Genomic DNA, 14,030 nt, shown 5'->3' on the forward strand with positions numbered 1-14,030 from the left:
CCCCCGGGGGGCCCGGGGGGCGGCCGCCCCCCCCCCCCCCCCGCCGCGCCCCCCCCCCCCCCCCCCCCCCCCCCCCCCCGGGGTGCCCGATGGAGCGGGCGAGAGCGGCAGGTCACTCGAAGGCCGCGTGGTACCCGCGAGCGCGCCAGAACGTCGTCGGCACGGGGTTGTCGAGCCTCGGGTCGTTCACGCTCTTGGCCGCGTGGGTCTGCCGTCCGTTGCGCAGCTCGACGTGGGTGTGGGTGGGTGCGCCGCGGTCGGCCTCGGTGCCGATGCGCTGGCCGCGGGTCACGTAGTCGCCGACCCTGAGGTTCGCGGGCGCGAGGTGGAGGTACACGACGGTCTTGTCGAAGTTGCGGTTGTAGATGGCCAGGGTGGACAGGCCGCCACCGCCGCCGTCGGTGTTCGTCACGAAGCCGTTCATCAGGGCATGCACGGGCGAGCCGTAGCCGCGCACCATGTCGATGCCCTCGTGCCGGCCCGGGGTGTTGCGGTAGCCGTCGAACCAGGCCGAGATGCGACCGCCGCCGGCCTGGTACAGCGCCTTCGGCATGGGTGTGTTGCCCTCCGTGCCGATGAGGTGGCCGGCGTTGTCGTTCTTGAGGTTGGCGTTGAGGTCGGTCTTCGTCCCGGGCATCATCGCGTCGATCGAGCCCTTGTACCCGCTCTTGTGGAACACGGTGACGATGCGGCCGGTGCGGTTCCAGGCCGAGGCGGCGTCGTTCTTCACGCAGTTCCCCTGGCCGGCCCCCCTGGAGATGTACGTGATGCAGTTGGCGCCGGTGCGGTAGTTGCTCTGCGAGTTCTTCATGTCGACGAGCGAGCCCTGGTTGCCGCTGTTGTAGTAGAGGCAGAACTCGCCCTTCTCGCAGACGCCGTTGCGCGCCGTCGCGGCTGACGCCGCGGGCGCGGTGGCGAGGGTGGCGGCGGCCAGGGCCGCGGTGACCCCGGTCGTCAGCAGTGTCGTGACCTGTCGGTTCCTCATGTGTTCCCCCATGGGTGTGGCGGCAGCGCCGGTCGACGCCGCTCGATGACTTCTCCGGGTGGCACCTGCCCCCCGGACTTCCCCCGAGCCGCCGGAGCGGCTCGCCCACCACTGTGCCTCATCCCCGTCCGCCACGCCACCACCCACGGGCCATCGTCCCCGTGATCGGGCCTGACCGTGGCCGGTACGTCGCCCGTCGCCGTCCAGTCAATTCGGCCTCACACAGCGCAGCGAGCAGAGCTCGTCGACGTGCTGCGCCACGCCCTCGCTCGGACGTCCTACGTCAGGCAGGAGGCACTGCGTCGAGGTCCATGAAGCGCTTCATGAACCGGTCGAACTGGGGCACGGTGAACTTGGCGTAACCATGCCGCGGTGTGTACAGCAGACCCTTGTTGATCAGGCGTGCCCGGAACGGGGCCACCTGCTCCGAGGACTTCTGAAGTACCTCCGCCACGTCGGCGGCCTTGTGTGCGTCCGGACCGAGCTCTGCCATGGCCCGCATGTAACGCAGTTCTTCGGCCCGACTCGTGACATCTGATCGGGTTCGCGAGGTCCTGCTGATGTTTGTGCTGGTCAGGGGGTTGTCCTGGGACTGATTGACACACCCCGGGGTGGGTAGAGTCCGCGGTTGTGGTGTTCGTGCGCAAGGTCCCGGGCCGGCCGGGGAGCACGAAGGTGCAGATCGCCGAGCGCCGCGCGGGGCGGGATGTCGTGCTTGACCATGTCGGCACGGCCCGTTCGGAGGCTGAGCTGGCGGTGCTGGTGGCTGAGGCTCACCGTCGGTTGCGGCCGGGGGTGATCACCTCGAAGCGGTCGGCGCTGCTGTGGCAGGTGCTGACCGAGGCCTACACCCGGCTCGGGTTCGACGTCGTGGGCGATCCAGCGTTCGAGCAGGTGGTGCTGGCCCGGGTGGTCGGCCGACGAGCAAGGCGGACTCGCTGCGGGTGTTGGAGGAGGTCGGGGTCGAGCATGTGTCGCTGCGGACGGTCTTCCGGATGCTCGCCCGGGCCGGCCAGGGCGGCTACCGCGACCAGGTCGCGGCCGCCTGCTACGCGCACGCCTCCACCACCGGGGACCTGTCCTTGGTGTTGTACGACTGCACGACGCTGTACGTCGAGGCCGAGCGTGAGGACGAGCTGCGCAAGGTCGGCTACTCCAAAGAACGCCGCGTGGACCCGCAGGTGGTGGTCGGGCTGCTGGTCGACCGGCAGGGTTTCCCCCTCGAGGTCGGCTGCTTCGAAGGCAACACAGCGGAGACGACCACCTTGTTGCCGATCATCCAGGCGTTCCAGGAACGGCACCGTCTCGCCAGCATGGCGGTGGTCGCCGACGCCGGCATGCTCTCGGCGTCCAACCTGAAGGAGCTCGACGCAGCCGGCGTCAACTTCATCGTCGGCTCCCGCGTCACCAAAGCCCCAGGCGACCTGGCGTCGCACTTCCGCTGGCACGGGGACGCGTTCACCGACGGGCAGCACGTCGCTCCCCCAAGCACTTCGTGCAGGGAGGTACCCCCTCCATCACCCCACGAGTGGCGACCAAGACCGCCGCGGCGGTCAACGACGTCCACCAGCGCGCTGAACCGGTGTGGGACCCCGAGCGGCATCCCGCCTCCTGGCGGGCGGTGTGGGCCTACAGCGCGAAGCGGGCCGCGCGGGACGCCAAGACCCTCACCGTGCAGGAGCACCGCGCCCAAGCCGTGATCGCCGGTGAACGATCCGCGCGGACACCTCGGTTCGTGACCGTCAAGAACGGCACCACCAGCCTCGACGAGGCCTCGCTGACCAGGGCCCGCTCCCTGGTCGGGCTCAAGGGATACGTCACCAACATCCCCGCCACGCTCATGCCCGCCGGCGAGGTCATCGGGTCGTATCACGACCTGTGGCGGGTCGAGCAGTCCTTCCGGATGTCCAAAACCGACCTACGCGCCCGCCCGATGTTCCACCCGCCCCCAAGCACTCCGTGCAGGGGGTACCCCCTCCGCGAGGCGACCGAGGCGCACCTGACCATCGTGATGACCGCACTCGCAGTCGCGCGCTACCTCCAGGACGCCACCGGGACGAGCATCAAGAAGATCGTCCGCACACTCCGCCCGTTGCAGCAGATCACCGTCCGCATCGCCGGCCACGACCACCTCGCCGAAGACCCCCTCAGCCCCACCGCGCACGACATCCTCGAAGCGCCCGACACTCAATCCGATTGACGTACCCCGGTGGCACGAGTCGGGTTGGGATCAACAGGAAGACCACGAGGAGGAAGAGGAAGAGGAGGTCGACCAGGGCGTACGCCTCCACTGGATCGTGACGCATCGACCGCCCACGCCAAGTGCCTCAATGGCTGGCGCGCCACATGCTCCCGATAGGTGATGTAGTTGCGCGCGCGCCCGTCTTGAACGGACTACGCGCGCCGGGCGCGCGGCAGTCGAGGGGTATGCAGGTGCCTCTGTCGGGCGACTGCCGCCGCAACTCTCTGCGCGGCCTTCGTGAAGGGCGGTGACGTCAAGTCCGCGGCGGCTGTCGCCGCGTCCGGTAGTGCCTTGCGAAACTGCTCCACTCGCTCCAAGGCGAAATCCGGCTCCAACTCCAGGGCGGATGCGACATCAAGCCAGTCTTCGACCGTGACGTCACGTACCTCCCAGTGAGCACCGACCTTCATCGAGCTGCGAACAGCCTCTCCGCGCCTGAGGTACGGCGCGTAGCTTGCCGCGTCGTACAGGGGTGCCAGGGCGACGCGCGGTCCCCGCAGAAGCAACGAGTAGTTCTTCGCGTGAGCATCGGTCCCTCCTACGAGGACGTTTAAGGCGAACGCCTCGAAGAAGGCCATCCGCACCTGATCGCGGTCGTTGAGACCTAGCGTGCCTAGCAGGGCGGCGACGTTCTTGACGCTAGGTCCCCCGTCGGCCTGGTATTTCTTGGATGGCGGGTAACTCATCGCCTGGAGCAGGTCCTCTTGGTGAAGGCGTAGCCAAGTCCCGTTACGGTCCCGGCCGCGGTCGTAGCGAGTCGAGACCAGAGTCTTCGCTCCCCCGAAGTCGACGAGATCCACGTGAGCGACGCGCAGCCCCAGGAGTCCCGCCGCACGTAGACAGACGAACTCGTTGACATGCAGGTCGTCGAAGCGGGTGCCGACGCTCGTCGGCTTGAGAACATGCGTCGTCGGGGTTGAGTCGTTCGGAACGCCCCATGTCCCGTCGTCCAAGCGGTGCAGTGCCACCTTGTTCTGGGCCCCCGCCAGACTCCACCGACCTGAACCTTCCCCTACCTCCCAGCCATCGTCTCGCAAGGTCAAAGCGAGCAACATGTCACACAACTCGCGCTCGGAGAGGCGCCGCACATCCCCCGTGCGCACTGCCGCATCCGGCGGGTCGACGTCGACCGGCAGGACCTGAACCGCTCCGGCGGCATCGCGCCCCACATGGCGTAGGAGGGCGAACGGGTTGCGCGCCGAGACCTGGAAGCGGCGGCCCCACTCCTCACGAACGGCCAAGTTGTCCGGCAGCAGCCCCTCCAGCCATGCCGAGACGACGCGGTTACCGTGCCGGGTTGCGGACAGCGGCATGGACAGCGAAAGCGGGGTCGCATTGCGGCCCGAGGCGTAGTTGGTGTTGTAGCTGAAGCTCAAAGCTCCACCGGCAAGCTGCTCCAGCTCACCGGCAAGGACTCCGTCAAGGAAGACGTTCATTCGGGTCATGAGGGACTCCCGAACATGTCAGCGAACGGATCATCGTGGTCGTCGGCCTGCAGAGGTACAAGTTCGACGCCCAAGCCGAGTACAGCTAGCACGTCGAACACCCGGCGCATCTCCGCCGCAGGGCTGGCTCCGGTCTCGAGTCGAGTGACCCACTGGCGGTGGACCCCCGCACGATCGGCCAACTCCTGTTGGCTCAGGCCTGCAGCGTCGCGGGCGTGGCGCACTGCGGCTCCTAGATCCCGCACGGTTGTGAGCATGGCTCCTCCCAAGAGGGGCTGCTTGTCGCATTGGTGCGACAAATCTAGTTGTCACCGTAGCACGACAAACATGTTTGTCGCACACATGCGACAAACATGTTTGTTCATTTCGTGCGACAAATCTCCATTCGGGCAGCTACGCCCGGTCTCCCCGCGCCTGCGGGACTTCCTCCGGCGCTGGCTGCGCGAGAAGGTCAAGCCCAACCTGTCACCCACGACTGCGGCGAACTACGAGATGTTCGCCCGGCTGTACATCGTCCCGGACCTCGGCAACCGGCCGCTCGACAAGCTCATGGTCCGCGACGTCCAGGTCTGGGTGAACGCCCTGCGGACCCGGTGCCAGTGCTGCTCTCAGGGCAAGGACCGCGGCCGGCGAGATGTGGGGCGACTGCGGGGCTTGAACCGCCCCGGGTCTGGTGGAGGCTCTCAATCCATGGAGGACGAGAGTCATGGCGGCACCGAGGAAGTACAGCGACGAGCTGCGTGAGCGTGCGACGCGGATGGCGGTAGAGGCGAGGCAGGACCCAGCGACCAGGTCGGGTGCGATTGCTCGCGTGGCTGGCCAGCTCGGCATGCACCCAGAGACTCTGCGGAGCTGGGTGCGTAGGGCCGAGATCGATGACGGAACCCGGCCGGGCACCACGACCACTGACGCGCAGCGGTTGGCCGAGCTGGAGCGGGAGAACCGCGAGCTGCGTCGGGCGAACCACATCTTGAGGACGGCGTCGGCTTTCTTCGCGGCGGAGCTCGACCGCCCCATCAGCAGGTAGTGGCCTACATCGACGCCCATCGCCACGACGTGGTCGATGAGCGCGAGGTCGGGTCGAGCTTGGGAGGAGCTCTGCGACGGCGTCTGTACCGAGCTGGCCACGGCCGGTGTGCAGATCGCCCCGAGCGGCTACTACGCGTCCAAGACCCGCCCACCGTCAGCGCGCGCAGTGCGTGACGCCGAGCTGGTCCCGCAGATCCACAAGGTCCACGTCGAGAACCTGGGCGTGTACGGGGCGCGCAAGGTCCACGCTGCGCTCAACCGGAGCGGCACCACTGTGGCGCGCTGCACGGTGGAGCGGCTAATGCGCACCGAGGGCCTGTGCGGGATCGCGCGGGAGAAGACCCGCAAGACCACCATCGGCGACGGCGCTGAGACCGATCGCCCCGAGGACCTGGTCAAGCGCGAGTTCGTCGCGACCGGCCCGAACCAGCTGTGGGTGGCCGACCTGACCTACGTCCGCACCCACGCCGGCTGGACCTATGTCGCGTTCGTCCTGGACGTCTTCTCCCGGATGGTCGTGGGCTGGCAGGTGTCGACCTCCTTGCGCACCGACCTGGCCCTGGACGCTCTCGACATGGGCCTGTGGGCACGGCAGCGGACCGGGCAGGACGTCACCGGTCTCACGCATCACAGCGACCGCGGAGTCCAATACCGAGCCATCCGCTACACCGAACGCCTCGCCGAGGCAGAAGCGGTCGCTTCCGTTGGTAGCAAGGGCGATTCGTACGACAACGCGATGGCCGAGGCCCTGAACTCGCTGTTCAAGGCCGAGTGCATCCGCAACCCGGCCATGCGCCCCAAGGGCGGCTGGAAGTCCGTCAGCGATGTCGAGATCGCCGTCGCCGAGTACGCCGACTGGTACAACCACCGGCGCCTGCACGGCGAGATCGGGCACGTCCCACCCGCCGAGTTCGAGACCACCTACTGGGCCAGCATCACGACCAAGCCCTACCCTGAAGCACCCGTCCCCGCCGGGGCCGGTTCCAAGTAACCGAGCCTCCACGAAACCCGGGGCGATTCAATGCCCTTGCGTGACAGGAGAATTGGGCTTGTCGAAGGTCCGATTCTCACTGAAACGAAGGGCATCCGTCGAGTGCAACTCTCTCATAGACCTGGCAGCGTGTCGGCGGTGTTCGACGACCCGAACCTGGTGTCGGCGGCGGGGCTGGTCCCGGTGGTGGCGTTGGCGGAGGGTGCCGGGTTGCGCCGGCTCGCGGACGAGCACGTGAGCGTGCCCGGGGACAAGGGAGCCAACGCCGGGTTGAAGGTGGCCTCGCTGGTCGGCGGGATGGTGGCCGGGGCGGACTCGATCGATGACATGGCGCTGCTGCGCCACGGCGGGATGGGCCGGGTCTTCACCAACGCCTACGCCCCATCGACGCTGGGGTCGTTCCTGCGGGCGTTCACGTTCGGGCATGTCCGCCAGCTCGACGCGCTCGCCTCCCGGGTGCTGGCCGCTCTGGCCGAGCGGGCCCCGCTGGTGCCGACACCAGATGCTGGCGACCGCAACGACGGGTTCGCGGTCCTGGACGTGGACGACACCATCATCGAGGTCCACGAGCACGCCAAGCAGGGCGCCGGGTTCGGCTACACCCGCATCCGCGGGTTGAACGCGCTGATCGCCACCCTGGCCACCGGCGGGTCGGCGCCGGTGGTCCTGGCGCAGCGGCTGCGCAAGGGCTCGGCCGGCTCCTCCCACGGCGCGGGACGCCTGGTCGGCGACGCGGCCACCACCGCCCGGCGCCTCCTCGGCCCGGAGGTGCCGGTGCTGGTCCGGATGGACTCGGCCTACTACGGCCGCGGCCCGGTCCATGCCGCGCTGACCGGCGGCGCGGCAGTGTCGGTGACGGTCCGGATGGACGCCAAGGTCAAGGCCGCGATCGCCGACATCGACGAGCACGCGTGGACCCCGATCAAGTACCCGGACGCGGTCCTCGACGAAGACACCGGGACGTGGATCTCCCGTGCGGAGGTCGCCGAGACCCCGTTCACCGCGTTCTCGTCCAAGACGAAGGCCGACCAGGTCACCGGCCGGCTCGTCGTGCGGCGCATCCCCGACGTCAACGCCGAGAAGAACAAGGCCGCCGGACAGGGGCACCCTGTTCGACCTCTGGCGGTCCCACGCGTTCTTCACCACCACCGACCCCGCCGCCCTGGATGAGGTTCCCCCCGGACCGTAGAGGCATCGACAATGAGGATCGAGATGCCAGAGAAGCGGAAGAAGTACGACCGGGAGTTCCGTGAGGGAGCTGTCCGGATCGTCGAAGAGACAGGGAAGCCGATCGCGCAGGTCGCGCGTGACCTCGGTGTGAACGAGGGCACCTTGGGCAACTGGGTGGCCCGCGCCAAGGAAGCGCGCGAGGGCCGTGATGGGCTGTCGAGGGATGACGTCGAAGAGCTGAAGCGGCTGCGGGCGGAGAACGCCGAGCTGCGGATGGAGCGTGATGTCCTCAAGCGATCCGTGGTCCTGTGGGTGAAGGAGGCGACGAGGTGAGCGTGGCACGCTTCATCGCCGACAGAGGACCGTCTATCGGGTGCCACACACGGTGGTCTGTGCCCTGCTCGGGGTGAGCCTGGCGTGGTTCTACAAGTGGCTCGGCAGGGCCGCTGGCCCGTCGGCGAGCTCGGGGCTGCACACGGCGCGGGACCGGCGTCGGGACAGCATCGACCGGGCGGTTCGGGAGATGTTCACCAAGAGGCGGGGCCTGCACGGCTCGCCCCGGGTGCACGCCGACCTGGTCGAGGACGGCTGGACGGTGAGCGAGAAGACGGTCGCGGACTCGATGCGCCGGCAGGGCCTGGTCGCGCGGAAGATCAAGCGCCGAGGCGGATTGACGAAGCAGGACAAGACCAAGGCGCCGTTCCCGGACCTGATCCGCCGGGACTTCACCGCCGAACGTCCGAACACCAGGCGGGTCGGGGACCTGACCGAGATCCCCACCGTCGACGAGCACGGCGGGCCGGGTCCGAAGCTGTACCTGGCGACCGTGATCGACCTGTACTCCGGCGTCTGCTCGGCGCCGCGACCGGGCTGCACCCGGACGCCGAGCTGGCCTGCGCGGCGATCAAGATGGCGGTTGCCACCCGCGGCGGTGCCGACGCCGTGGGCGGACCGAACTGGCGCCAGGACGACTCGCAGAAGGTCATCTTCCACACCGACAGAGGCTCGACCTACACGGCAAACTCGTTCACCAGGCTGTGCCGCCGGCTCGGGGTGCGTCAGTCGATGGGCAGGGTCGGGTCGTGCTTCGACAACGCCGCCGCCGAGGCGTTCTTCTCCTCCTTGGAGTGGGAGGTCCTCTCCCGCAACATCTTCGACAGCACCCGCGGCGCGCAGGCCGTCGTGCTCGACTGGTGCTACGGCTTCTACAATCACGAGCGCCGACACAGCTCAGCGAACATGATGAGCCCCGTCAACTACGAGAACACCACGGCCCCCGACCGGGAAGCCGCATAGCCAAGCCCTCCACGATCCGGGGGGAACCACAGGACACCGTCGCCGCCGATGCGACCCACCGCGCCCACGCGGTCATCGAGCAGGTCCACGCCGACCTGAAGAACTCCGCCCTGGCCCACCTACCATCGGGGAAGTTCACCGCCAACGCCGCCTGGCTCGTGCTCGCGGTCATCGCGTTCAACCTCACCCGCGCCGCCGCCACCATCGCCGGAAGCGACCTGGCCAAGGCCACCACCGGCACCATCCGCCGCACCCTGATCACCGTGCCCGCCCGGACCGCGTCCTCCGCCCGGCGCATCACCATGCACCTACCCCACGCCTGGCCCTGGCAACACGCCTGGACCCGACTGTTCCAGCACTGCTGCGGACCCCCGACACCCGCGAGGACCTGACCACCCAGCCGACAACGGCGCCACCCCAGGAACCCGACGTGGAACACCCCGACAGCGAGGTCGGGCGATCACCCACACCCCCACCCAGATCCCCACCCGCCGCCCCAGTCACCCCGCCAGCACGACGCCCATCGGTGGATCCGGGCTCAGGGCCCGATCGAGCCCTCGTGAACGCGACGGGTTGTCCAAGGATCCTCAGCGAAGTGGCTGGTCGCTCCCACATGTCCCGAACCGGCGAGCACTCCCCCAGAATCCGTCCCCGCCGACGGTCCACTCAGGTGTGGTCGCGCAGGTACCGGCCGAAGTGGGGCACGGTGAACGCGATGAGCCCACGCTCGCCCGAGTAGATGAGGCCCTTCTTGAGCAGCGCGTCCCGGGCCGGCGAGAGCGACTGCGGCTTGCGCCCGAGGTGCGCCGCGACGTCCGAGGTCGGCACCGCCTCCACCTCCTCCTCGCCCGCGCAGGCCACCTCGGCCATCGCCCGCAGGTACTCCCGCTCCCCCGGCGTCGCCCGCTCGAAGCGCGACCCGAAGAACCCGACCGCGAGCTCGGACTCGGCCTCCGGCGCCGCCACCTCGACGTCCGCGGCGGTGATCGGCGACCCCGGCGCCCGGTCCCACACCGCCTTGCCGTAGGCCTGGATGAAGTACGGGTAGCCGCCGGTCGCGGAGTACATGGCCTCGAGGGCGTCCGGGGCGAACTCGGCCCCCTCCTCGGCGGCTGGGCGGACGAGGGCGGCATCCGCCGCAGACCGGTCCAGGCGGTCGATGCGCGAGTAGCGGAACAGCCGCTCGGAGTACGACTTCGAGGCCGACAGCACGGCCGGCAGATGCGGCAGGCCGGCCCCGACGACGATGAGGGGCAGACCGGTCTGGCTGATCTCGTGCGCGGACGCGCACAGCGCCGAGACGTCGTCCGGGCCGAGGTCCTGCATCTCGTCGATGAACACCGCGATGCCGCGGCCGGTGTCGGCGGCCATCCCGCCGAGGTCGCCGAACAGCTCGACGAGGTCGATCTCGATGTCGCCGGAGTCCGCCCGCCCCTGGACCGCGGGCACCGAGATACCGGGGTTCCAGCGGTCGCGCAGCTTGGGCGCCGAACGCCCGCGCCCGGCGCCGTCGGGCGACTCCCGCTGCGCGAAGGAGCGCACGACGCCGAGCGCGTGGTCACCCGCTCCCCCGGCGGGCCCGAGCTCGCGCACCGCCTGGTGCACCGCCGACGACAGCGGACGGCGGAGCGACTGGTCGGGCCGGGCCTCAAGCTTGCCGGTGCCCCACCCCGCCCGGACCGCCGCCGAGCGCAGGGCGTTGAGGAGGACGGTCTTCCCCACCCCACGCAGGCCGGTGAGGACGACGGAGCGCTCCGGACGACCCCGGGCGACCCGCTCGAGGACGACGTCGAAGGCGTCGAGCTGCTCGTCGCGGCCGGCGAGCTCGGGCGGGCGCTGGCCGGCACCGGGCGCGTACGGGTTCCGGATCGGGTCCACGCTCGCAGCGTATGGGCTTCTCTAGCGTCAGCCCGATACATCCGCAGACGGGGCGATCGCGTGTCGGACGCGACCGCCCCGGCCACGCTCACCCGTCGCTGTGGGTCTCCTCGCGGATCGTGTCCGCGATCTTCTGCTCGTCGGTCCGGGCCGAGCGCAGCGAGGGCACGGGGGCGTCCTGCACCTGCCGGAGCCCACGCTCGCCGTCCTCGAGGACGAACGTCGCGCGGGTGAAAACCTCGGCGTCCGGGCTCGTCACGGCCGGTACGCACCGGAACCGCGCCTCCAGGCGGTCCGAGGTGACCGTCGTCGAGACGTAGCCGCGCAGGTTGGTCCAGAACCGCAGGTTGGGGTTCCACGCCGCCCACGGGTGCGTCCCGTCCGCCTCGTCGTACCCGTCCCCGCCCGAGCTGATCGAGGAGGTCACGAGCTCGGAGCCGACGACCTCGTCCGGCTCGTCGTAGTCGACGTACAGGTCGGACGCCCAGTGGGCGTGGACGTCGCCGGTCAGCACGACGGGGTTGCGCACGCCCGCGTCGACCCAGCCCTGGGTGACCCGTCGGCGCGAGGCGGGGTAGCCGTCCCACGCGTCCATCGAGACGACCAGGGCCTCCTCGGACTCGTCGCGGTCGCGCCGGCCGAAGAACACCTGCTGACCGAGCAGGTCCCAGCGCGCCCGCGAGCGCCGGAAGCCGTCCAGCAGCCAGGCCTCCTGCTCGGTCCCCGGCAGCGACCGGGACGGGTCGGACGCGTCGGGGCAGTCCTTGAACCCGTCACCGCAGGCCTGGTCCGAACGGTACTGCCGGGTGTCGAGCATGTGGAAGGTCGCGAGCGAGCCCCAGCCCACCCGCCGGAACAGCTGGAGGTCCGGGCCGCGGGGGACCGACGTGCGGCGCAGCGGCATGTTCTCGTAGTAGGCGCGGTAGGCGGCCGCGCGGCGCTCGAGGAAGGTCGGCGCCTCCGCGGGCTTCTCGGGCATCTCGTCGGCGTAGTTGTTGTCCACCTCGTGGTCGTCCCACACCGCGAGCCACGGCGCGGCCGCGTGCGCCGCCTGGAGGTCCGGGTCGCTCTTGTACTGCGCATACCGCTGCCGGTAGCCCGCGAGGGTCGTCGTCTCCGGCCCCGCGTGGTGCCTCCCGACCCCGTCCCCGGCGCTCTCGTACTGGTAGTCCCCGAGATGGAGGATGACGTCGGGCCGCTCCGCGGCGAGGTGCCGGTAGGCGGTGAACCATCCGGCCGGCAGGTTCGAGCAGGACGCGAACGCCATGGTCAGCGCGGCGGGCGACTCACCGGGCCGGGGAGTCGTGACCGCCCGGCCGGCCGGGGACACGTGCCGGCCGAGCCGGAAGCGGTAGAAGTACTCGCGGCCGGACCGCAGGCCGTGCACCTCGACGTGCACGGTGTGCGCCCGGCGCGGGTCGGCCGGCACCGTGCCGCGGTCGACGACGTGGCGGAACCGCTCGTCGGTCGCCACCTGCCAGCCGAGCCGGAACGTCGACGAAGGCATCCCGCCGAGCCCGTCCTCGGCGAGCGGGTCGAGGGCGAGGCGGGTCCAGATGACGAACCCGTCCGGGGCGGGGTCGCCACTCGCGACGCCGAGGGTGAAGGGGTCGGTCCGGGGGGTGACGGCGGCGGCGCTCGGGCGGGAGTCGACGACGGCGTGGGTGGCCGTCGCGGTACCGGCGGCGACCACGGCCCCGGCTCGGATGATGGTCCTGCGACTCGAGATCACGGTCATGGCGCAGACTCTGTCCGCCGGACGTGGGCGCACGGAGTCGTGCGGAGGAGGCGCCGGTGAAGTCTCCGTGGCGGAGCGGTGACCGCAGGGTCAGGCGGTGGTCACGCCTCGGTCAGGCGGGGTCGCGCGGATGCTCACGCGGATGGTCGGACGGGGAGCCGGCGCGAGCCGGCGGCGGCTCGATTCCTCCGTCTCGGGTTCTCTAGGTCTGACCGTAGAGCCCGCTAGTCGACGGTGGCGCAGCCGCCGTCCGGCGGCCCGCCTGCCTACTTGAGGAACTTGCTCGTGCGCCGGTCGGCGAGCGGCTTGCCGCCCGTCTGACACGTCGCGCAGTACTGGAGAGAGGAGTCGGCGAAGGAGACCTCGCGGACGGTGTCGCCGCACTCCGGGCACGGCTCACCTGTGCGCCCGTGGACACGCATCCCGGCCCTCTTGGCGTCCTTGAGCTCCTTGGCCGGCTTGCCGGAGGCCGCCAGGACGGCCCCGGCGAGCGTCTCGCGCAGCGCGAGGTACAGACGCGCGACCTGGTCGGGGTCGAGCGTCGCGGCGAGCGCGAACGGCGAGAGCTTGGCCACGTGGAGGATCTCGTCCGAGTAGGCGTTGCCCACCCCGGCGATGATCGACTGGTCGCGGAGCAGGCCCTTGACCTGCATCCGGTGCCCGGCGAGCACCGCGGCGAACGCCTCCTCGGTGAAGTCCTCCGCGAGCGGGTCCGGCCCGAGGGAGGCGATGCCCTGGACGTCCTCCACCCGGTTCACGACGTACGCCGCCAGCCGCTTCTGCGTGCCGGCCTCGGTGAGGTCGAAACCCGACCCGTCGTCGAGCCGGACGCGCAGCGCGATCGGGGACTTGCCCGGCCGCAGTCGGGTGGCCGACAACGCTTCGGACCACCGGAGCCATCCGGCCCGGGCCAGATGGAAGACGAGGTGGGTCCCGCCGCAGTCGAGGTCGAGGAACTTGCCGAACCGGCCCACCCCGTCGACCGGCGCCCCGACGAGAGCGTCGGGTGGTGGGGTGAAGGTCTTCAGCACGTGGAACGAACCGAGCTCGACCCCCGTGACGACGAGACCGTCGGTCCGCTCGCGCAGGAAGTCCGCGAGGGCCTGCACCTCGGGCAGCTCGGGCATGTGTTTCTCCTATGTCAAGCCGTGGCCGGTAGGGCCGGGGTCTGACGGTTGTGGTGGTCGGTGGTGAGGCGGTTGAAGACGGTGCGGGCGATCCGACGTTTCAGGCATCGCAGGGCCTCTGTCCTGGTC

At 70.0% G+C, this 14,030-nt stretch carries 10 protein-coding genes and 5 pseudogenes; 8 read left to right on the forward strand and 7 right to left on the reverse strand.

Annotation, left to right across the window (positions count from 1 at the left end; all coding sequences use genetic code 11):
* Positions 1–112 precede the first annotated feature (112 nt).
* Together JQN72_RS17605 and JQN72_RS17610 are read right to left on the reverse strand one after the other, a co-directional pair.
* Complete coding sequence (locus tag JQN72_RS17605; RefSeq protein ID WP_204136444.1) at positions 113–985, reverse strand: peptidase inhibitor family I36 protein; 873 nt, start codon at positions 983–985, stop codon at positions 113–115.
* A gap of 283 nt (positions 986–1,268) precedes the next feature.
* Positions 1,269–1,478: a hypothetical protein gene (locus JQN72_RS17610; RefSeq protein ID WP_204136445.1), complete on the reverse strand. Its 210-nt coding sequence runs from the start codon at positions 1,476–1,478 to the stop codon at positions 1,269–1,271.
* Between the two features lie 137 nt (positions 1,479–1,615).
* Between JQN72_RS17610 and JQN72_RS19095 the strand changes: the two are divergent.
* A pseudogene (locus JQN72_RS19095) lies at positions 1,616–3,185 on the forward strand (IS1634 family transposase).
* 194 nt (positions 3,186–3,379) lie between these two features.
* On the opposite strand, the gene JQN72_RS17620 reads toward JQN72_RS19095, so the two are convergent.
* Both JQN72_RS17620 and JQN72_RS17625 read right to left on the reverse strand, forming a co-directional pair.
* Positions 3,380–4,672 carry a type II toxin-antitoxin system HipA family toxin gene (locus JQN72_RS17620; protein ID WP_204136446.1) on the reverse strand — a complete coding sequence of 431 codons (1,293 nt, stop codon included), beginning with the start codon at positions 4,670–4,672 and terminating at the stop codon, positions 3,380–3,382.
* Positions 4,669–4,929 carry a helix-turn-helix domain-containing protein gene (locus JQN72_RS17625; RefSeq protein WP_204136447.1) on the reverse strand — a complete coding sequence of 87 codons (261 nt, stop codon included), beginning with the start codon at positions 4,927–4,929 and terminating at the stop codon, positions 4,669–4,671. Before JQN72_RS17625 ends, JQN72_RS17620 begins: the two co-directional genes overlap by 4 nt.
* 70 nt (positions 4,930–4,999) lie before the next feature.
* Between JQN72_RS17625 and JQN72_RS17630 the strand changes: the two genes are divergently transcribed.
* From JQN72_RS17630 to JQN72_RS17660, 7 genes and pseudogenes are all read left to right on the forward strand, one after another.
* The gene (locus JQN72_RS17630; RefSeq protein WP_204136448.1) at positions 5,000–5,416 is read left to right on the forward strand and encodes an N-terminal phage integrase SAM-like domain-containing protein; all 417 of its coding nucleotides are present in this window, start codon (positions 5,000–5,002) and stop codon (positions 5,414–5,416) included.
* Positions 5,379–6,692: pseudogene (locus JQN72_RS17635) on the forward strand (IS3 family transposase). Before JQN72_RS17630 ends, JQN72_RS17635 begins: the two are co-directional and overlap by 38 nt.
* Positions 6,693–6,794: 102 nt before the next feature.
* A pseudogene (locus JQN72_RS17640) lies at positions 6,795–7,866 on the forward strand (IS1380 family transposase); the annotation flags it as partial.
* 26 nt (positions 7,867–7,892) lie between these two features.
* A complete protein-coding gene (locus JQN72_RS17645; RefSeq protein WP_204136449.1) occupies positions 7,893–8,195 on the forward strand; it encodes a transposase in 303 nt (100 codons plus the stop codon).
* A 73-nt stretch (positions 8,196–8,268) separates the two neighbouring features.
* Positions 8,269–8,514, forward strand: a pseudogene (locus JQN72_RS19100) (transposase); the annotation flags it as partial.
* A 197-nt stretch (positions 8,515–8,711) separates the two neighbouring features.
* The gene (locus JQN72_RS19105) at positions 8,712–9,158 is read left to right on the forward strand and encodes a DDE-type integrase/transposase/recombinase (protein WP_255541821.1); all 447 of its coding nucleotides are present in this window, start codon (positions 8,712–8,714) and stop codon (positions 9,156–9,158) included.
* 32 nt (positions 9,159–9,190) lie between these two features.
* Positions 9,191–9,550: pseudogene (locus JQN72_RS17660) on the forward strand (transposase); the annotation flags it as partial.
* 274 nt (positions 9,551–9,824) lie between these two features.
* Here the strand turns inward: JQN72_RS17660 and JQN72_RS17665 are convergent.
* From JQN72_RS17665 to JQN72_RS17675, 3 genes are all read right to left on the reverse strand, one after another.
* The gene (locus JQN72_RS17665; RefSeq protein ID WP_204136450.1) at positions 9,825–11,036 is read right to left on the reverse strand and encodes an ATP-binding protein; all 1,212 of its coding nucleotides are present in this window, start codon (positions 11,034–11,036) and stop codon (positions 9,825–9,827) included.
* A gap of 88 nt (positions 11,037–11,124) precedes the next feature.
* The gene (locus tag JQN72_RS17670; protein WP_204136451.1) at positions 11,125–12,774 is read right to left on the reverse strand and encodes an alkaline phosphatase; all 1,650 of its coding nucleotides are present in this window, start codon (positions 12,772–12,774) and stop codon (positions 11,125–11,127) included.
* Positions 12,775–13,040: 266 nt separating this feature from the next.
* On the reverse strand, positions 13,041–13,901 hold the full coding sequence (locus tag JQN72_RS17675; RefSeq protein ID WP_204136452.1) for an Fpg/Nei family DNA glycosylase: 861 nt from the start codon (positions 13,899–13,901) through the stop codon (positions 13,041–13,043).
* Positions 13,902–14,030: the final 129 nt, after the last annotated feature.

Origin of the sequence: Phycicoccus sp. CSK15P-2, assembly GCF_016888005.1 — a bacterium.
GTDB lineage: Bacteria > Actinomycetota > Actinomycetes > Actinomycetales > Dermatophilaceae > Phycicoccus.

Coding starts and splice junctions, on each gene's coding strand:
- JQN72_RS17605 (WP_204136444.1), bottom strand. CDS start 985: ATGAGGAACCGACAGGTCACGACACTGCTGACGACCGGGGTCACCGCG.
- JQN72_RS17610 (WP_204136445.1), bottom strand. CDS start 1,478: ATGGCAGAGCTCGGTCCGGACGCACACAAGGCCGCCGACGTGGCGGAG.
- JQN72_RS17620 (WP_204136446.1), bottom strand. CDS start 4,672: ATGACCCGAATGAACGTCTTCCTTGACGGAGTCCTTGCCGGTGAGCTG.
- JQN72_RS17625 (WP_204136447.1), bottom strand. CDS start 4,929: ATGCTCACAACCGTGCGGGATCTAGGAGCCGCAGTGCGCCACGCCCGC.
- JQN72_RS17630 (WP_204136448.1), top strand. CDS start 5,000: ATGTTTGTCGCACACATGCGACAAACATGTTTGTTCATTTCGTGCGAC.
- JQN72_RS17645 (WP_204136449.1), top strand. CDS start 7,893: ATGAGGATCGAGATGCCAGAGAAGCGGAAGAAGTACGACCGGGAGTTC.
- JQN72_RS17670 (WP_204136451.1), bottom strand. CDS start 12,774: ATGACCGTGATCTCGAGTCGCAGGACCATCATCCGAGCCGGGGCCGTG.
- JQN72_RS17675 (WP_204136452.1), bottom strand. CDS start 13,901: ATGCCCGAGCTGCCCGAGGTGCAGGCCCTCGCGGACTTCCTGCGCGAG.